Source organism: Pseudomonas jessenii (assembly GCF_002236115.1).
GTDB lineage: Bacteria > Pseudomonadota > Gammaproteobacteria > Pseudomonadales > Pseudomonadaceae > Aquipseudomonas > Aquipseudomonas jessenii.
Genome location: NZ_NIWT01000003.1, coordinates 450,932 through 468,207, shown reverse-complemented (window position 1 = coordinate 468,207; position 17,276 = coordinate 450,932). Strand labels below are relative to the sequence as shown.

Below are 17,276 nucleotides of genomic sequence, written 5' to 3'. Positions count from 1 at the left end.
CAAGCTCGCCGCCAAGGTGCCGATGCCGCGTTCGCTGCTCGGGCGGATGTTGCTGTTGACCCTGCTGGCGGTGTTGTTCGCCCAGGCATTGTCGAGTGTGATCTGGGTGTCGCAACTGCGCGCCACGCAGCTCGAGGGCCTGGTCACCAGCGCCCGCAGCCTGGCCCATTCAATGACCGCCAGTGTCAGCTATTTCCGATCGTTACCGGTGGCGTTTCGGCCCCTGGTGCTCGACCAGTTGCGCAGCATGGGCGGCACCCGGTTCGTGGTGACGCTCAACGACAAACCCCTGGGCATGGAAGTGCTGCCCATCACCCCGCGCAAAGAGGCGGTGCTCAAGGCGGTGGACGAAGTGCTGCGCCAGTCCCTCGGCCAAGACACGGACATCTCGGTGACCTTCGTCAGCCCGGAAGACCTGCGCATCTTCAATGGCGGCCTGAAGCTCGATGAGTTGCCACGCTCCTGGGCGCACTACGCGCTGACCCTGGAACCGGTGAATCCTCCGGTGCTGGTCACGCAGATCCAGATGGCGCCGGGGGAATGGCTGTACATCGCCTCGCTGTTGCCCGAGCCCTACACCAGTCTTGAAGAGCAGGGCCTGCCGGCGCAGCAGGTGTGGTTCATCGTCCTGACCAGCAGCTTTTTGCTGTTGTTCATCGGCCTGCTGGTGCACTGGCAGAGTCGTCCGCTCAAGCGCCTGGCGCGGGCGGCGCGGGACCTGTCGTTGGGTGCCGACGTGGAACCGGTGGCCGAGGGCGGTGGCAGCGAAGTGGTCGAGGTCGGGCGCGCCTTCAACACCATGCGCGAGCGCATCAGCCGTTACCTGACCGAACGCAGCCAGTTGTTCAGCGCCATTTCCCACGACCTGCGTACGCCGATCACCCGCTTGCGCCTGCGGGTTGAATTGCTCGAAGACGAAACACTGCAAGCCAAGTTCGGGCGCGATCTGGACGAGCTGGAGTTGCTGGTCAAGGGCGCGCTGCAATGCGTGAAAGACACCGACATCCACGAGAACATCGAGCCGGTGGATCTCAACCATGTGCTCGACTGTCTGGTGGAACCCTATCTCGCGCCGAACGGCAACGGCCGCGTGACCCAGCAGGGGCGGGCACTGGCGGCGTACCCGGGCAAACCGCTGGCGCTCAAGCGCTGCATCGGCAACCTGATCGACAATGCGCTGAAGTACGGGCAGAACGCGCACCTGCACATCGATGACGACGAAAGCGCGTTCATCCTGCATGTCGATGACGAAGGGCCGGGCGTGCCGGAGCAGCGCCTGGAGCAGGTGTTCGAACCGCACTTCCGCCTGGCCGGGCAGCAGCAGGGTTACGGCTTGGGGCTGGGGATTGCCCGCAACATTGCCCATAGCCATGGTGGTGAGGTCAGCTTGCAGAATTTGCGTGAAGGCGGGTTGCGGGTAACGTTGCAGTTGCCCCGCTCAGTGGATTGACACCACCCTGTGGCGAGGGGGCTTGCCCCCGTTGGACCGCGAAGCGGTCCCAAAACCATCACCCACAGACTGCCTGTAAAAATCAGGTCGCTGATTTTACGACTGCTGCGCAGTCGGACGGGGGCAAGCCCCCTCGCCACAAGTATTTCACTCAATGTCTGTGTCCATTGTCACAGGCTGGTGACATAACCCACCCCCTTCGTTACAAGCCGACCTTCGTCCGTTGTTTATGCTGCCCCACAGTCATAACAACAAAAAAGGTACGCCATGGACACCTTCCAACCGGTCTTCAGCAGTTGGCTGAACGCACCTGCCCATCAGCAATGGCTCGCCACCGAAGGCTGGCGCCTGCTGGCCTTCGCCAAGGCTTCGAAACTGCCTGAAGGCTTCGGCAACCTCGATGAAAAAGGCCGCCTCCCGCCTGATGCGCAAGCCCAGACCATGAACACCGCGCGCATGACCCACAGCTTCGCCATGGCCCATGTCCAAGGGCTGCCGGGCTTTGCCGAGCTGGTGGATCACGGTGTCGCGGCACTTCGCGGGCCACTGCGGGATGCGCTGCACGGCGGCTGGTTCGCGACTGCCGAACATCGCGACGGCAATACCGGCAAGAACGCCTATCTGCATGCCTTCGTCGCGCTGGCCGCCAGTTCAGCGGTAGTCGCGCAGCGCCCCGGTGCGCAAGCGTTGCTCGATGATGCCATCGATATCATCGACACTTATTTCTGGAGCGAAGAAGAAGGCGCGATGCGCGAGTCTTTCAATCGCGACTGGAGCGAAGAGGAGGCGTACCGGGGCGCCAACAGCAACATGCACGCCACCGAGGCCTTCCTCGCCCTGGCCGATGTCACCGATGACAACCGTTGGCTCAGCCGTGCCCATCGGATTGTCGAGCGCGTAATTCATGGCCACGCCGCCGCCAACGATTACCTGGTGATCGAGCATTTCGACCGCGCCTGGCAGCCACTGCGGGACTACAACCGCGACAACCCGGCCGACGGCTTCCGCCCCTACGGCACCACCCCGGGCCATGGTTTCGAGTGGGCGCGGCTGTTGCTGCATCTCGAAGCTTCGCGGGTGAGGGCCGGGATGCTCACGCCGGGCTGGCTGGTCACCGATGCGCAAAAACTGTTCGAGCACAATTGCCTCCATGGCTGGGACGTCGATGGCGCGCCGGGCATTGTCTACACCCTGGACTGGGACAACAAAGCGGTGGTCCGCCATCGCCTGCACTGGACCCATTGTGAAGCCAGTGCAGCCGCCAGTGCGCTGCTCAAACGCACCGGTGAAGAGCAATACGAACACTGGTACCGACTGTTCTGGGAATTCTGTGACAGTCATTTCATCGACCGCGAAGACGGCAGTTGGCATCACGAACTCGACCCGCGCAACCGCCCGAGTGCCGATATCTGGCCCGGCAAGCCAGACCTTTACCACGCCTGGCAAGCCGTATTGATTCCGCGCCTGGCGCTGGCGCCGAGCATGGCCACGGCGCTGGGGCAGTTGTCCCAGAGCGGTTCTATGTAACCATGCGGTGACATTCGCGCATCCCTTCGTTACCTGCGAAGGGATATCCCCTGTTTAGAATCTTATGCAGCGCAAGCAACAGACTTGCATGCATAACAACAAGAAAGGTGCTCCTAGATGAATGCGATTTCTCGCCTCGCTACTGTCATTTCTCTCGCTTCCCTGTCTGCGCTCCCCCTCAGTGTCCTCGCTGCCGAATCCAAAGGTTCCGTTGAAGTCGTTCACTGGTGGACTTCCGGTGGTGAAAAAGCAGCGGTCGATGTCCTGAAGGCTCAAGTCGAAAAAGACGGCTTCACCTGGAAGGACGGCGCAGTCGCCGGCGGTGGCGGTTCCACGGCCATGACCGTACTCAAAAGTCGCGCCGTAGCCGGCAACCCGCCGGGCGTTGCCCAGATCAAAGGCCCGGACATCCAGGAGTGGGGCAGCACTGGCCTGCTCAGCACCGACGCGTTGAAAGACGTTTCCAAGGCGGAAAACTGGGATGGCCTGCTGTCGAAGAAAGTCTCCGACACTGTGAAGTACGAAGGTGACTACGTCGCCGTGCCGGTGAACATCCACCGCGTCAACTGGCTGTGGATCAACCCTGAAGTGTTCAAGAAAGCCGGGATCGAAAAAGCCCCGACGACCCTCGAAGAATTCTATGCCGCCGGCGACAAGCTCAAGGCCGCCGGCTTCATCGCGCTCGCCCACGGCGGTCAGCCTTGGCAGGACAGCACCGTGTTCGAAGACGTGGTGCTCTCGGTCATGGGCGCCGACGGTTACAAGAAAGCCCTGGTCGACCTGGACCAGAAAACCCTGTCCGGCCCGGAGATGACCAAGTCGTTCGCCGAGCTGAAAAAAATCACCGGCTACATGGACCCGAACCGTGCCGGTCGTGACTGGAACATCGCCGCCGCCGACGTCATCAGTGGCAAGGCCGGCATGCAGATGATGGGCGACTGGGCGAAAAGCGAGTGGACCGCCGCGAAGAAAATCGCCGGCAAGGACTACCAGTGCGTAGCGTTCCCGGGCACCGAAAAAGCCTTCACCTACAACATCGACTCGATGGCGGTGTTCAAGCTCAAGGCCGATCGCAAGGGCGACATCGCTGCCCAGCAAGACCTGGCCAAGGTCGCGTTGGGTACCGACTTCCAGAAAGTCTTCAGCATGAACAAGGGTTCGATCCCGGTGCGTAACGACATGCTGAACGAAATGGACAAGCTCGGCTTCGACGAGTGTGCCCAGAAGTCGGCCAAGGACTTCATCGCAGACGACAAGACCGGCGGCCTGCAACCGAGCATGGCGCACAACATGGCCACCTCCCTGGCCGTGCAGGGCGCGATCTTCGACGTGGTCACCAACTTCATGAACGACAAGGACGCTGACCCGGCCAAGGCCAGCGCCCAACTGGCCTCGGCTGTCAAAGCTGCCCAGTAACTCGTAATCGCCGCAGGTGATCCTGCGGCAAACCCCAGAGAGAGCTCCATCCCATTGTGGGAGCGAGCTTGCTCGCGATGGACTACCAGGCACCGCGCCAATCCAGACAGGCCCCGGTGTTCTTGATTCCATCGCGAGCAGGCTCGCTCCTACAGGGGGGAACTCTGTCCGGATTTCACTTCTCCACCTGGATTATCCCGATGAGCTCTGTGGCGGTTTTCAGCAAAGCCTCACCGTTCGATGCGCTGCAACGCTGGTTACCCAAGTTGGTACTCGCGCCGAGCATGCTGATCGTGTTGGTTGGCTTCTACGGTTACATCATCTGGACATTCATACTGTCCTTCACCAACTCCAGCTTCATGCCGAGCTACAAGTGGGTCGGCCTGCAGCAATACATGCGCCTGATGGACAACGACCGCTGGTGGGTCGCGAGCAAGAACCTCGCACTGTTCGGCGGCATGTTCATCGGCATCAGCCTGGTGCTGGGCGTGTTCCTCGCCGTGTTGCTGGACCAGCGCATTCGCAAGGAAGGCTTCATCCGCACCGTCTACCTGTACCCGATGGCGCTGTCGATGATCGTCACCGGTACCGCGTGGAAATGGCTGCTCAACCCAGGCCTGGGCCTGGACAAGATGCTGCGCGACTGGGGCTGGGAAGGCTTCCGTCTCGACTGGCTGGTGGATCAGGATCGCGTGGTCTACTGCCTGGTGATCGCCGCCGTGTGGCAAGCCTCCGGGTTTGTCATGGCGATGTTCCTCGCCGGCCTGCGCGGTGTCGATCAATCGATCATCCGTGCTGCGCAAGTCGATGGCGCGAGCCTGCCGACCATCTACCTGAAGATCGTCCTGCCGAGCCTGCGCCCGGTGTTCTTCAGTGCCTTCATGATCCTGGCGCACATCGCGATCAAGAGCTTCGACCTGGTCGCGGCGATGACCGCGGGCGGTCCGGGCTACTCCTCCGACCTGCCGGCGATGTTCATGTATTCCTTCACCTTCAGCCGTGGCCAGATGGGCATCGGTTCGGCCAGCGCCATGCTGATGCTCGGCGCCGTGCTGACCATCCTCGTGCCGTACCTGTACTCCGAGCTGCGAGGCAAACGCCATGACTAATCAACTCGGAAAATCGGGTATCAGTTTCAGCCGCATCGCGATCTACGCAACTCTGTTGCTGGCGGCAGCGGTGTACTTGATCCCGTTGGTGGTAATGCTGCTGACCAGCTTCAAATCCCCGGAAGACATCCGTACCGGCAACCTGCTGAGTTGGCCGACCGTGATCGACGGCATTGGCTGGATCAAGGCCTGGGACGTGGTCGGCGGCTACTTCTGGAACTCGGTGAAGATCACCGTGCCGGCGGTGCTGATCTCCACGTTCATCGGGGCCATGAACGGCTATGTGCTGTCGATGTGGCGCTTCCGTGGTTCGCAACTGTTCTTCGGCCTGTTGCTGTTCGGCTGCTTCCTGCCGTTCCAGACCGTGCTGCTGCCAGCCTCGTTCACCCTCGGCAAGTTCGGCCTGGCAAACACCACCACCGGCCTGGTGCTGGTGCACGTGGTCTACGGCCTGGCGTTCACCACGCTGTTCTTCCGCAACTACTACGTGAGCATTCCGGATGCGCTGGTCAAGGCCGCACGGCTCGATGGCGCGGGCTTCTTCACGATCTTCCTGAAGATCCTGCTGCCGATGTCGATCCCGATCGTGATGGTCTGCCTGATCTGGCAGTTCACCCAGATCTGGAACGACTTCCTGTTCGGCGTGGTGTTCGCCAGTGGCGACGCCCAGCCAATTACCGTGGCCCTGAACAACCTGGTCAACACCAGCACCGGGGCCAAGGAATACAACGTTGATATGGCCGCCGCGATGATCGCCGGGCTGCCGACACTGCTGGTCTACATATTCGCTGGCAAGTATTTCCTGCGCGGGCTGACGTCCGGCGCGGTCAAGGGGTAGAACATGGCAACTCTCGAATTACGCAACGTCAACAAGACCTACGGCCCCGGTTTGCCGGACACCCTGAAGAACATCGAACTGAAAATCGATGACGGTGAGTTCCTGATCCTGGTCGGCCCGTCGGGCTGCGGCAAGTCGACCTTGATGAACTGCATCGCGGGCCTTGAAACCATCAGCGGTGGCGCGATCCTGGTGGACGACGCCGACATCAGCGGCATGAGCCCCAAGGATCGCGACATCGCCATGGTGTTCCAGTCCTACGCGCTGTACCCGACCATGAGCGTGCGCGACAACATCGCCTTCGGCCTGAAAATCCGCAAAATGCCGACTGCCGAAATCGACGAAGAAGTCGCTCGGGTTTCCAAGCTGTTGCAGATCGAACACTTGCTCAGCCGCAAGCCCGGCCAGCTCTCCGGCGGCCAGCAACAGCGCGTGGCGATGGGCCGTGCCCTGGCGCGGCGGCCGAAGATTTATCTGTTCGACGAACCGCTGTCCAACCTCGACGCCAAGCTGCGGGTCGAGATGCGCACCGAAATGAAACTGATGCACCAGCGCCTGAAAACCACCACGGTCTACGTGACCCACGACCAGATCGAAGCCATGACCCTGGGCGACAAAGTGGCGGTGATGAAGGACGGGATCATCCAGCAGTTCGGTACGCCGAAGGACATCTACAACAACCCGGCCAACCTGTTCGTGGCGAGCTTCATCGGTTCGCCGCCGATGAACTTCATCCCGCTGCGCTTGCAGCGCAAGGACGGTCGTCTGCTGGCGCTGCTAGACAGCGGCCAGGCCCGTTGCGAATTGCCGCTGGGCATGCAGGACGCCGGTCTTGAAGACCGCGAAGTGATCCTCGGCATCCGCCCTGAGCAGATCATCCTGGCCAACGGCGAAGCAAACGGGTTGCCGACCATTCGTGCCGAAGTCCAGGTCACCGAACCGACCGGGCCCGACACCCTGGTCTTCGTCAATCTCAACGACACCAAGGTCTGCTGCCGCCTGGCGCCGGACGTGGCGCCGGCGGTGGGCGAGACCCTGACCCTGCAATTCGATCCGGCGAAAGTGCTGTTGTTCGATGCCAAGACCGGGGAGCGTTTGGGGGTTGCCGGCGTGCCGATAGCCGAGACTCCCACTGACAACGTAGCGCAATTCAAAGGTCGCTGAAAAACAAGACTGTAGGAGCGAGCCTGCTCGCGATGGACGTCAACGATGACACTGGAAACCTGACACCCCGCGGTGTTCTCAAGTTTCTCGCGAGCAAGCTCGCTCCTACAGGGGGGGATTCGCAATGCGCGGCCTGTCGCGCATTGCACCGGATGTAACCGCGTTAAAAAAAGAAAAGTTAATAACAATAAAACGAGGAAGTAGGGATGAAGATGAAGAACAAGGCCCGGTTGATCTGCCAGGTTTCAGCAGCGGCAGCACTGGTTCTGGCCGGCAATGCGATGGCCGATGAAGCGTTCAGCTCCGACTCCAGGTGGATGACGGGCGATTGGGGTGGCGAGCGTACCAAGCTGATCGAGCAAGGCATCGACATCAAGATGGACTACGTCGGTGAAGTCGGCGGCAACCTCCATGGCGGCTTCAACGATGACAAGACCGCGCGCTACGCCGACCAGTTTGGCCTGGGCGCGGCGCTGGACCTGGAGAAGCTGTTTGGCTGGGATAACACCCAGGCCAAGATCCAGCTCACCAACCGTAACGGTGAGAACATCTCCAACGACCGTATCGGCGATCCGCGTGCCGGCACCTTGAGTTCCTCCCAGGAGGTCTATGGTCGCGGCCACATGGTCCGTCTGACCCAGTTGTGGATTCAGCACCAGTTCTTCGACAACAAGCTGGACGTCAAGGCCGGTTACTTCGGTGAAGGTGAAGACTTCAACACCTTCCCGTGCGAGTTCCAGAACCTGGCGTTCTGCGGATCCCAGGTGGGTAACTGGGCCACCAACATCTGGTACAACTGGCCGGTGAGCCAGGCGGCGATCCGTGTGAAGTACAACATCAATGACGAGCTCTACGCCCAGATTGGCGCGTACAACCAGAACACGTCGCAACTGGAGCACGGTAACGGCTTCAAGCTCAGCGGCAGTGGCACCAATGGCACCGTCCTGCCGGTCGAGCTGGTCTGGTCGCCGAAGGTCAACAACCTGCCGGGTGAATACCGTGTCGGTTACTACAAAAGTACCTCTGATGCCGACGACGTTCTCAAGGACGACAACGGCCAGAACGCAGCGACCACCGGCAACCCTTATCGCGTCCACGATAGCAAGCACGGCTACTGGTTCGTCGCGCAGCAGCAACTGACCAGCCACAATGGCGATGCTTCCCGTGGTCTGAACATCGCGGCCAACGCAACGTTCCACGACAAAGACACCAACTTCATCGACAACTACCAGTCGCTGATGTTCGTGTACAAGGGCCCGTTCGACGCGCGTCCGAAGGATGACGTGGGCATCGGTTTCGCCCGTATCCATGTCAACGATGACGTGAAGAAAAACGCTGAACTGACCAACGCGGCCAACGGTGTTTCGGAATACGACAATCCGCTGTTCTCGCCCATTCGTGAAACCGAATACAACTACGAGATCAACTACGGCTTCCACGTGACCAACTGGCTGACCGTGCGTCCCAACCTGCAATACGTCACTCACCCGGGTGGTGTGGATGAAGTCGACAACGCGCTGGTGGCCGGCCTGAAAATTCAGTCGGTGTTCTAACGCGTCTGCGATAAGCTTCTCTCCATGTGCGCATATTTGCGGACAGCCATGGCTGTCCGCTTTTTTTTGCGGGCCGCGCACCCCGGTGATAGATGATTTTCAGGACCGTGGCACATGCTTGAGCATCCGCTACAACGCTTCTTCAAATCCTTGCGCGAACGTCCGGTGTTCGCGTGGGAGCGCTATCAGACGCGCGATGTGCTGGTGATCGATCATCCGCTGTGTCAGGCGGTGTTCAGTCGTCAGGGCGCGCAGTTGTTGCACTTCCAGCCCAAGGGCCAGAAACCCTGGCTGTGGTGCGCGGCAAAGTGGCCGCAGGTCGGCGCCATTCGCGGCGGTGTGCCGGTGTGTTGGCCGTGGTATGGCCGGCATCCGAGCGAAAACGCCTGGCCGTCCCATGGCTGGGCGCGGTTGCTCGACTGGAAGCTGCTCGACAGTAACAGTGACGACGATGGCGTGCGATTGCACTGGCAACTGAAGTTGTGCGACTGGCAGGTGGACCTGCACGCGCACTTGGGTGAGCGCATGGAACTGCGCCTGAGCACCGAGCATCAGGACGACATGCCGTGCCAGTTGAGCCAGGCTTTGCACGCTTACTGGCGTATTGGCGATGTCAGTGAGATAGCGCTGTCTGGACTCGAAGGCGCGCAGGGTTACGATCAGTTGAGCCGACAGGTTTGTCAGCAGGAAGGTGAGTTACGCGTTGATGGCGGGTGTCAGCGGGTGTTCCAGCACGACGGCGAATTGCAGTTGAACGACCATGCCTGGCAGCGGGCGTTGTGCATTGATACCGGGGATACGGCAGACACGGTGGTGTGGCATCCCGGTTCACGCCCGTTGCTCGGCGTGACCTGGAACGAGATATCCGAATTCGTTTGCGTAGAGGCCGCTAGCGGCGGCACCGACAGCCTGTGTCTGAAACCTGGGGAGCGGGCGCATTTGAGTTTGCAGGCGCGGGTGGGGGCTTAGCTCTGGATTTGCGGTGCTGCGTCTGCCGCCATCGCGAGCAAGCTCGCTCCCACACTGGATCTTCGGTGAACACAGTTTTTGTGTTCAACACCAATCCCCTGTGGGAGCGAGCTTGCTCCGGGCGGCGTTCCGACGATGAGGTCAGAACGATCAGCGCAAATGTTGGATCAGTTGAACTCATCTCCAACCGGATACCGGCTGGCATTCAGGCTTTCCTTGATCTTGCGCAAATGCGGCTGGAAGTCCACGCCACGGCGCAAGGTCATGCCGGTGGCGAGTACGTCCAGCACGGTCAGCTGGATGATCCGCGACGTCATCGGCATGTAGATGTCGGTGTCTTCCGGCAGCGGAATGTTCAGGCTCAGGGTGCTGGCCTTGGCCAGTGGCGAGTTCTCGGCGGTCAGGCCAAGCACCGAGGCGCCGTTTTCCCGGGCGATGCGCGCCACTTCCACCAGTTCGCGGGTGCGACCGGTGTAGGAAATGATCACGAACAATTCGCCGGTATGGGCCACCGAGGCAATCATGCGCTGCATCAGCACATCCGCGTGGGCCGTGACGGCGAGGTTGAAACGGAAGAACTTGTGCTGCGCATCCAGTGCCACCGGGGCCGAGGCGCCGAGGCCGAAGAAGTGGATCTGCCGGGCCTGGATCAGCAGGTCGACGGCGCGGCTGATCAGGTTCGGGTCCAGTGCCTGGCAGGCGCTGTCCAGGGAGGCGATGGCGCTGCCGAAGATCTTCTGGGTGTAGGCCTCCGGATTGTCATCGGCCTCCACCGCACGGCTGACATAGGCGGCGCCACTGGCCAGGCTCTGGGCCAGTTGCAGTTTGAGCTCGGGGTAGCCGCTGACACCGAACGAACGGCAGAAACGGTTGACCGTCGGCTCGCTGACCGAGGCGGCCTGGGCGAGGGCGGCGATGCTGAAGCGGGTGGCCTGCTGCGGGTTGAGCAGGATCACCTCGGCGACTTTGCGTTCGGCCTTGTTCAGCTCTTCAAGGCGATTCTGGATTTGCTCCAGTAAATTTCGCACGCGGTCCATATAAGTATCCTTTACACCTGCGCCAACAAGCGCGCGGCTAATGCAAAAAGGGCCTTTGGTGAGGCCCGTAACGGTGGCCTATCCTACTGATGGCTCCGACCGACCACCACTCGGAATCTGTATTTTGCGAAAATGTTGTGGTTATTACTACATTTTCCCTTGAGTGATGCCTTGAAAAAAGGTATTTGTAGCTTAACTTGATAAAAGAACAAACATCATGCTCTCGATTACGGTTGAACCGTGCACCTTTGCCTTGTTCGGCGCCCTTGGCGACCTGGCCTTGCGCAAGCTGTTTCCTGCCCTCTATCAACTCGACGGCGCCGGCCTGTTGCACGAGGACACGCGTATTATCGCGCTGGCCCGTGAGCCGGGCAGCGAGCAGGAGCACCTGGCGTTCATCACCTCCGAGCTGCGCCGCTATGTCGGTGCCAAAGAGCTGGACGAAGCCGTGGTCGAGCGTTTTCTGGCGCGCCTGAACTACCTGCACGTCGACTTCCTCAACCCCGATGATTATGTGGCCCTGGCCGAATCCGCCGGCAGTTCGCAGCGGGTCATCGCCTACTTTGCGACTCCTGCCGCCGTGTATGGCGCGATTTGCGAGAACCTGGCCAAGGTCGGCCTGGCGCAAAACACCCGTGTGGTGCTGGAAAAGCCCATCGGTTCGGATCTGGAGTCCTCGCGCAAGGTCAACGACGCCGTGGCGCAGTTCTTCCCGGAGAACCGCACCTACCGCATCGACCACTATCTGGGTAAAGAGACCGTCCAGAACCTGATCGCCCTGCGTTTCGCCAACAGCCTGTTCGAAACCCAGTGGAACCAGAATTACATTTCCCACGTGGAAATCACCGTGGCCGAGAAGGTCGGTATCGAAGGCCGCTGGGGTTACTTCGACAAGGCCGGCCAGCTGCGGGACATGATCCAGAATCACCTGCTGCAACTGCTCTGCCTGATCGCCATGGACCCGCCGGCCGACCTGTCCGCCGACAGCATCCGCGACGAGAAGGTCAAAGTGCTCAAGGCCCTGGCGCCGATCAGCCCGGAAGGCCTGACCACTCAAGTGGTGCGCGGCCAGTACATCGCCGGCTACAGCGAAGGCAAGGCAGTACCGGGGTACCTGGAAGAGCCCAATTCCAACACCCAGAGCGACACCGAAACCTTCGTCGCCTTGCGTGCCGACATCCGCAACTGGCGCTGGGCCGGCGTGCCGTTTTACCTGCGTACCGGCAAGCGCATGCCGCAGAAGCTGTCGCAGATCGTCATCCACTTCAAGGAACCGTCGCACTACATCTTCGCTCCCGAGCAGCGCCTGCAAATCAGCAACAAGCTGATTATCCGCCTGCAACCGGACGAAGGCATTTCCTTGCGTGTCATGACCAAAGATCAAGGCCTGGACAAGGGCATGCAGCTGCGCAGCGGTCCGTTGCAGCTGAATTTTTCCGACACCTGGAGCAGCGCACGGATTCCCGATGCCTACGAGCGGTTGTTGCTGGAAGTGATGCGTGGCAATCAGAACCTGTTTGTCCGTAAAGATGAAATCGAAGCCGCGTGGAAGTGGTGTGACCAGTTGATCGCCGGGTGGAAAAAATCCGGTGATGCGCCCAAGCCGTACGCGGCCGGGTCCTGGGGGCCGATGAGCTCCATTGCTCTGATCACGCGGGACGGGAGGTCGTGGTATGGCGATATCTGATTTGAAACTGCCGCAGGGCGTCAGCGCCCATGCATACAAGAGCCCGGTGCTGCTGGCTGAAAGCCTGGCACTGAACGTGGCGAAACAACTGAGCGACGCGATCGACGCCCAGGGCACTGCGACCCTGGTGGTTTCCGGTGGCCGCAGCCCGGTGGCGTTTTTCCAGCACCTGGCCAAGCAGACGCTGGACTGGTCGAACGTGGTGATCAGCCTGGCTGACGAGCGCTGGGTGCCGGTCGAACACGCCGACAGCAACGCCGGTCTGATCAAGCGTTACCTGCTGCAAGGCCAAGCGGCCAAGGCGCAGTTCCTGAGCCTGTACAGCGCCAGTGCCAACCTGGAACAGGCAGCCGAGCAGGCCGACCGCTTGCTGTCGGAGTTGCCGGTGATCGACGTGCTGATCCTCGGCATGGGCGATGACGGCCACACCGCATCGCTGTTCCCCAACAGCCCGAACCTTGCCGAGGCATTACAGGTCGATGGCGTTCGTCGCTGCTGGCCGATGCTGGCGCCGACCGTGCCGCATCAGCGCCTGACCATGAGCCGTGCGCTGCTGGCTTCGGCCAAACATAAAATTCTGTCGATCTCCGGTCAGTCCAAACTGACCACCCTGAGTTTCGCGCTGGCCGGTGACGATGTCGCCGAAATGCCGGTGCGCGCGTTTCTGCAACCCACGTTAGAGATTTACTGGTGCCCATGAGCCAAGGAACAGCCGCTATGACAAACCCATCCCCGACCGTTTCCATGGCGGATAAAGTTGCCCTGATCGACAGTATTTGCGCGAAAGCGCGGATTTTGCCGGTGATCACCATTGCCCGCGAGCAGGACGTTCTGCCGTTGGCCGATGCCCTCGCGGCCGGTGGCCTGACGGCCCTGGAAGTCACCCTGCGTTCGCAATTCGGCCTCAAGGCCATCCAGATTCTGCGTGAGCAGCGTCCGGAGCTGGTGACCGGTGCCGGCACCGTGCTGGATCGCCACATGCTGGCGGCGGCGGAAGCGGCCGGCTCGCAATTCATCGTCACGCCGGGTATCACCCGCGACCTGCTGGAAGCCAGCGTCGCCAGCCCGATTCCACTGTTGCCAGGCATCAGCAATGCCTCGGGCATCATGGAAGGCTACGGCCTGGGTTATCGCCGCTTCAAGCTATTCCCGGCCGAAGTCAGCGGCGGCGTCGCGGCCATCAAGGCTCTGGGCGGTCCGTTCGGCGAAGTGAAGTTCTGCCCGACCGGCGGCGTGGGACCTGCCAATATCAAGAGCTACATGGCATTGAAAAACGTCATGTGCGTGGGCGGTAGCTGGATGCTTGATCCGGAGTGGATCAAGAACGGCGACTGGGCCCGCATTCAGGAATGCACCGCCGAGGCTTTGGCGCTGCTGGACTGATCGCTTCACCCTACACCTCGTTGTGTGTTCTACGGCTTTACGGTGCGCTTGGTCGGTGCACCGTTTTTTTTTGCCTGAAGAAAGTTGTCGTACCCCTGTGGGAGCGAGCTTGCTCGCGATAGCGGTGTGACAGATTGCATGGATGTTGACTGACACGACGCCAACTCGAGCAAGCTCACTCCCACAGGGACAAGGACATCATGCGATACATAGTTACCGCATAACGAAAATCGACCGGTGCTAGCCTGCGTTCATCTTATGGAAGAGAGAACGTCATGGACGCCAATACCCCAGATGTACCCGCAGCACCGGTCTATCTGCTGTCTCCCGAACAGATTGCCGGCCCGTATTTCCGCAACCCCAAACTGATCCGCAGAAACATCAGCGAAGGCGCCGAAGGCGTTCCGTTGGTGCTGCGGCTGACCATTGTCGATGCCATGACCGGCGAGCCGGTCCCCGATGCGCTGGTGGATATCTGGCACTGCAATGCCCGCGGTGCCTATTCGGGCTGGAGCAAGATCAACCCGGACGTCGAGGTCGATACCGGTGATATCGGCGCCGTCCCGCGCACCGATGACGATACCTATCTGCGCGGCGGGCAGTTCACCGACAAGTCGGGCATCGTGCGCTTCACCACGATCTATCCCGGTTTTTACGCCGGTCGCGCATTGCACATTCACGTCGCCGTGCGCATCACGGCCGGTAACAACTATCTGCAAGAACGGCATGTCGCCTGGGTCGGGCAGCTTTACCTGCCTGAAGTGGCCTCTCGTTCGGTACTCGGTAGCCGACCGTACAGCGGCCGATCCGTACCGGCACTGACCAACGCTCAGGACTATTTTTACTCAACCATGGGCGGTGAAAAATCGACCTTGAGTGTGCACACCCTGGGGCGGGATTCGACTGGAGACGGCTACTTCGGGCAGATGACCATCGGCATCGACACGTTCGCCGTGTCGACACAGATCAAGCCCGAGGACTTTGACAAGTACACCGTCTGAGGTCAGCCCAGTTCGGTCAGCGCCCTGACCAGCACATCCATGTCGGCCGCGGTGGTGGTAAGCCCCGGTGTAATGCGGATGCACGGACCGCATGCCGCGCCACTGCGGGTCACGGTGAACAGGTTGTATTCATTGAGCAGGCGCTCGACCATGGTTTGCTGGTCGGCATGCCGGGTAAAGCGCATCGAGGTGATGCCGCAATACAGGCGTGGGTCATCCGGGGTCAGGACTTCGACGCCCGGCAACTGCCGCGCCGCAGCGACCCAGCGGTTGCGCAGATAATTGAGCCGCGCGCCCTTGGCCGCGGCACCGCCCATCGCCCAATGTTCTTCGAGCACCAGCGGCAGGGTCATCAGCGCCGGGATGTTGGGGGTGCTGTACGAGGTACGGGCGCGAATGTCAGTGGGCGGAAAATGCATCTCGCCCATGTCCGGGTCGATGTCGGCCAGGCGTTCGGGTGCGATGTAGATAAAGCCGAGCGTCAGCGGTGCGCCGATCCACTTGTGCAGATTGAAGCCGGCGAAGGCGATACCGAGCTCGGTCAGGTCGAATTCAAACTGGCCGAGGGCATGGGCGCCGTCGAGGATGACGTCGATGCCCTGTTCCTTTGCAGCGGCTGCAATCGCCTGCACCGGCATCACCAGGCCCGTGCGATGGGTGACGTGGGTCAGGGCCATCAGCTTCAGCCGCGGATAGCGCGCGAAGGCTTCCCGATAGGTATTGAGCAAGCTGTCGAAGGTTGCCGGGTGTGCGTGTTCGATCTCGATCACTTCGACACCGCGATTACGAGCCAGCCAACGCATGGCACCTTTGACCGTGTCGTATTCCAGATCGCAAACCAGTACCTGGTCGCCTGGCTGCAGCCGGTTGTAGTTGCGGATCAGCGACTGCAAACCTTCCGAGGCGTTACGGGTCAGGGCGATGCTGTCGGCGGGTACGCCAATCAACCTGGCCAGTTGCGCGCGGATCTTCAGGCTGTCGCCCTGTTCGAAACGCTGGCGCACGTACACCGAATTGCTGCGGTTGATCAGTTCGATGTTGCGCTGATATTCCTCGACCACCGTGCGCGACATGCGTGCGAAGTAACCGTTCTCCAGGTTGAGCGGGCCGGGTTCGACATCGTAGCGGTCGGCAAAGGTTCGCCAGAAGGCTTCATCACGGGCGCGGCGGGTGTTGTCGGGCATGGGGTACTCGGTAGGTGATTCAATGGCGCGGGGCCGGCTTGCCGTGTTTGGCGCGTAGCGGTTCGAGCAAGTCCGACAAACCGTTGTGATCGATCTCCTGCATCAGGGCCAGCAGGCCGCCCAACTCGCCATGGGGGAAACCCTCCCGGGCGAACCAGTTCAGGTAAGGGCCGGGCAGGTCGGCAATGATTCGACCCTTGTATTTGCCGAAGGGCATTTCACGGGTGATCAGCAGTTCGAGCTTTTCAGGGTTCATCGATCAGTCGTCTTGATTCAGTCAGTCTGGAAAATACAGGCATTCTGCATGCAGGCCAAATGACAGATCATGCAAATAAAACGGATACAGATTTTTTGATAATGGATAACTATTTGAAAAGTAAAGAATAGTTAGACGATTCCGAGCTGGCACGCAGAGTGCAACGTTCCTTACACCGTTCATCCGTCGTAAGGAGTTGAAAAATGACCGACATCAAAAAAGAAGCGATTTCTGTACTCAACGACCTGATTGAAACCAGCAAGGACGGTCAGGCCGGGTTCAAGACATGCGCTGAAGACATCAAGCACCCTGAACTCAAAACCCTGTTCATCAATCGGGCGAGCGATTGTGGTACGGCCGCTGCGGAGTTGCAGTCTGCCGTGCGTTCACTGGGTGGCGATCCGGAAACTTCCACCAGTGTCAGCGGCGACTTGCACCGTCGCTGGGTCGACGTGAAGTCGATGTTCACCGGCAAGGGCGAGGAGGCCGTGCTCAATGAAGCCGAGCGCGGAGAAGACCATGCGTTGAAGGCTTACCGCGACGCCATGGAGAAAATCAACAAGCACAATCTGGTGGGCATTCGCGACCTGGTTGAGCGTCAGTACCACGGCGTGCAGCGTAACCACGATCAGGTCAAGGCCCTGCGTAACCAGGCGCGTGCCCGTTCGTAACGACTGGTTGAAACAACTGTGGGAGCGAGCT

The 17,276-nt window shown here is 60.6% G+C and carries 16 protein-coding genes; 13 read left to right on the top strand and 3 right to left on the bottom strand.

Translation table 11 applies throughout. The features are described 5' to 3' along the window. The first annotated feature begins 22 nt into the window (after nucleotides 1–22). The 8 genes from PSJE_RS11335 to PSJE_RS11300 all read left to right on the top strand — a co-directional run bounded on the left by PSJE_RS11335 (nucleotide 23) and on the right by PSJE_RS11300 (nucleotide 10,026). Nucleotides 23–1,450 (top strand): ATP-binding protein, encoded by a 1,428-nt coding sequence (locus PSJE_RS11335; protein ID WP_198530255.1) that lies wholly within the window; start codon nucleotides 23–25, stop codon nucleotides 1,448–1,450. Between the two features lie 267 nt (nucleotides 1,451–1,717). Continuing rightward, nucleotides 1,718–2,977 carry a D-mannose isomerase gene (locus PSJE_RS11330; RefSeq protein WP_090457411.1) on the top strand — a complete coding sequence of 420 codons (1,260 nt, stop codon included), beginning with the start codon at nucleotides 1,718–1,720 and terminating at the stop codon, nucleotides 2,975–2,977. A gap of 117 nt (nucleotides 2,978–3,094) precedes the next feature. Beyond that, nucleotides 3,095–4,393: an ABC transporter substrate-binding protein gene (locus PSJE_RS11325; protein WP_057713549.1), complete on the top strand. Its 1,299-nt coding sequence runs from the start codon at nucleotides 3,095–3,097 to the stop codon at nucleotides 4,391–4,393. Nucleotides 4,394–4,593: 200 nt separating this feature from the next. Beyond that, complete coding sequence (locus tag PSJE_RS11320) at nucleotides 4,594–5,502, top strand: carbohydrate ABC transporter permease (protein ID WP_008032969.1); 909 nt, start codon at nucleotides 4,594–4,596, stop codon at nucleotides 5,500–5,502. Continuing rightward, a complete protein-coding gene (locus tag PSJE_RS11315; RefSeq protein ID WP_007974434.1) occupies nucleotides 5,495–6,340 on the top strand; it encodes a carbohydrate ABC transporter permease in 846 nt (281 codons plus the stop codon). The genes PSJE_RS11320 and PSJE_RS11315 overlap by 8 nt, the downstream gene beginning before the upstream one ends. Nucleotides 6,341–6,343: 3 nt before the next feature. Then, nucleotides 6,344–7,504 carry an ABC transporter ATP-binding protein gene (locus tag PSJE_RS11310; protein ID WP_090457409.1) on the top strand — a complete coding sequence of 387 codons (1,161 nt, stop codon included), beginning with the start codon at nucleotides 6,344–6,346 and terminating at the stop codon, nucleotides 7,502–7,504. A gap of 206 nt (nucleotides 7,505–7,710) precedes the next feature. After that, nucleotides 7,711–9,057 (top strand): carbohydrate porin, encoded by a 1,347-nt coding sequence (locus PSJE_RS11305; RefSeq protein WP_090457408.1) that lies wholly within the window; start codon nucleotides 7,711–7,713, stop codon nucleotides 9,055–9,057. 114 nt (nucleotides 9,058–9,171) lie between these two features. Then, nucleotides 9,172–10,026: a D-hexose-6-phosphate mutarotase gene (locus tag PSJE_RS11300; RefSeq protein ID WP_090457406.1), complete on the top strand. Its 855-nt coding sequence runs from the start codon at nucleotides 9,172–9,174 to the stop codon at nucleotides 10,024–10,026. Between the two features lie 167 nt (nucleotides 10,027–10,193). Here the strand turns inward: PSJE_RS11300 and PSJE_RS11295 are convergent, their stop codons facing one another. After that, the gene (locus PSJE_RS11295; protein WP_170948639.1) at nucleotides 10,194–11,054 is read right to left on the bottom strand and encodes a MurR/RpiR family transcriptional regulator; all 861 of its coding nucleotides are present in this window, start codon (nucleotides 11,052–11,054) and stop codon (nucleotides 10,194–10,196) included. A gap of 226 nt (nucleotides 11,055–11,280) precedes the next feature. Between PSJE_RS11295 and zwf the strand changes: the two genes are divergently transcribed. The 4 genes from zwf to PSJE_RS11275 all read left to right on the top strand — a co-directional run bounded on the left by zwf (nucleotide 11,281) and on the right by PSJE_RS11275 (nucleotide 15,134). Continuing rightward, nucleotides 11,281–12,750: a glucose-6-phosphate dehydrogenase gene (gene zwf, locus PSJE_RS11290; protein WP_057713554.1), complete on the top strand. Its 1,470-nt coding sequence runs from the start codon at nucleotides 11,281–11,283 to the stop codon at nucleotides 12,748–12,750. Next, complete coding sequence (gene pgl, locus PSJE_RS11285; RefSeq protein ID WP_090457404.1) at nucleotides 12,737–13,450, top strand: 6-phosphogluconolactonase; 714 nt, start codon at nucleotides 12,737–12,739, stop codon at nucleotides 13,448–13,450. Before zwf ends, pgl begins: the two co-directional genes overlap by 14 nt. Before the next feature lie 17 nt (nucleotides 13,451–13,467). Continuing rightward, the gene (locus PSJE_RS11280; RefSeq protein ID WP_008050561.1) at nucleotides 13,468–14,133 is read left to right on the top strand and encodes a bifunctional 4-hydroxy-2-oxoglutarate aldolase/2-dehydro-3-deoxy-phosphogluconate aldolase; all 666 of its coding nucleotides are present in this window, start codon (nucleotides 13,468–13,470) and stop codon (nucleotides 14,131–14,133) included. A 275-nt stretch (nucleotides 14,134–14,408) separates the two neighbouring features. After that, nucleotides 14,409–15,134, top strand: a complete 726-nt coding sequence (locus tag PSJE_RS11275) for an intradiol ring-cleavage dioxygenase (protein ID WP_090457403.1) — start codon at nucleotides 14,409–14,411, stop codon at nucleotides 15,132–15,134. A 2-nt stretch (nucleotides 15,135–15,136) separates the two neighbouring features. Here PSJE_RS11275 and PSJE_RS11270 read toward each other — a convergent pair whose 3' ends face one another. Further along, a complete protein-coding gene (locus PSJE_RS11270; RefSeq protein WP_090457401.1) occupies nucleotides 15,137–16,318 on the bottom strand; it encodes an aminotransferase class V-fold PLP-dependent enzyme in 1,182 nt (393 codons plus the stop codon). Nucleotides 16,319–16,337: 19 nt separating this feature from the next. Beyond that, nucleotides 16,338–16,574, bottom strand: coding sequence for a DUF3820 family protein (locus tag PSJE_RS11265; RefSeq protein WP_003227425.1), 237 nt, complete (start codon nucleotides 16,572–16,574; stop codon nucleotides 16,338–16,340). Nucleotides 16,575–16,777: 203 nt separating this feature from the next. Between PSJE_RS11265 and PSJE_RS11260 the strand changes: the two genes are divergently transcribed. After that, nucleotides 16,778–17,245, top strand: coding sequence for a ferritin-like domain-containing protein (locus PSJE_RS11260; protein WP_057713558.1), 468 nt, complete (start codon nucleotides 16,778–16,780; stop codon nucleotides 17,243–17,245). Nucleotides 17,246–17,276 lie beyond the last annotated feature (31 nt).

What these genes read in the sequence shown, in the direction of transcription:
- PSJE_RS11335 (WP_198530255.1), top strand. Translation starts at nt 23, where the DNA reads ATGCCGCGTTCGCTGCTCGGGCGGATGTTGCTGTTGACCCTGCTGGCG.
- PSJE_RS11330 (WP_090457411.1), top strand. Translation starts at nt 1,718, where the DNA reads ATGGACACCTTCCAACCGGTCTTCAGCAGTTGGCTGAACGCACCTGCC.
- PSJE_RS11325 (WP_057713549.1), top strand. Translation starts at nt 3,095, where the DNA reads ATGAATGCGATTTCTCGCCTCGCTACTGTCATTTCTCTCGCTTCCCTG.
- PSJE_RS11320 (WP_008032969.1), top strand. Translation starts at nt 4,594, where the DNA reads ATGAGCTCTGTGGCGGTTTTCAGCAAAGCCTCACCGTTCGATGCGCTG.
- PSJE_RS11315 (WP_007974434.1), top strand. Translation starts at nt 5,495, where the DNA reads ATGACTAATCAACTCGGAAAATCGGGTATCAGTTTCAGCCGCATCGCG.
- PSJE_RS11310 (WP_090457409.1), top strand. Translation starts at nt 6,344, where the DNA reads ATGGCAACTCTCGAATTACGCAACGTCAACAAGACCTACGGCCCCGGT.
- PSJE_RS11305 (WP_090457408.1), top strand. Translation starts at nt 7,711, where the DNA reads ATGAAGATGAAGAACAAGGCCCGGTTGATCTGCCAGGTTTCAGCAGCG.
- PSJE_RS11300 (WP_090457406.1), top strand. Translation starts at nt 9,172, where the DNA reads ATGCTTGAGCATCCGCTACAACGCTTCTTCAAATCCTTGCGCGAACGT.
- zwf (WP_057713554.1), top strand. Translation starts at nt 11,281, where the DNA reads ATGCTCTCGATTACGGTTGAACCGTGCACCTTTGCCTTGTTCGGCGCC.
- pgl (WP_090457404.1), top strand. Translation starts at nt 12,737, where the DNA reads ATGGCGATATCTGATTTGAAACTGCCGCAGGGCGTCAGCGCCCATGCA.
- PSJE_RS11280 (WP_008050561.1), top strand. Translation starts at nt 13,468, where the DNA reads ATGACAAACCCATCCCCGACCGTTTCCATGGCGGATAAAGTTGCCCTG.
- PSJE_RS11275 (WP_090457403.1), top strand. Translation starts at nt 14,409, where the DNA reads ATGGACGCCAATACCCCAGATGTACCCGCAGCACCGGTCTATCTGCTG.
- PSJE_RS11270 (WP_090457401.1), bottom strand. Translation starts at nt 16,318, where the DNA reads ATGCCCGACAACACCCGCCGCGCCCGTGATGAAGCCTTCTGGCGAACC.
- PSJE_RS11265 (WP_003227425.1), bottom strand. Translation starts at nt 16,574, where the DNA reads ATGAACCCTGAAAAGCTCGAACTGCTGATCACCCGTGAAATGCCCTTC.
- PSJE_RS11260 (WP_057713558.1), top strand. Translation starts at nt 16,778, where the DNA reads ATGACCGACATCAAAAAAGAAGCGATTTCTGTACTCAACGACCTGATT.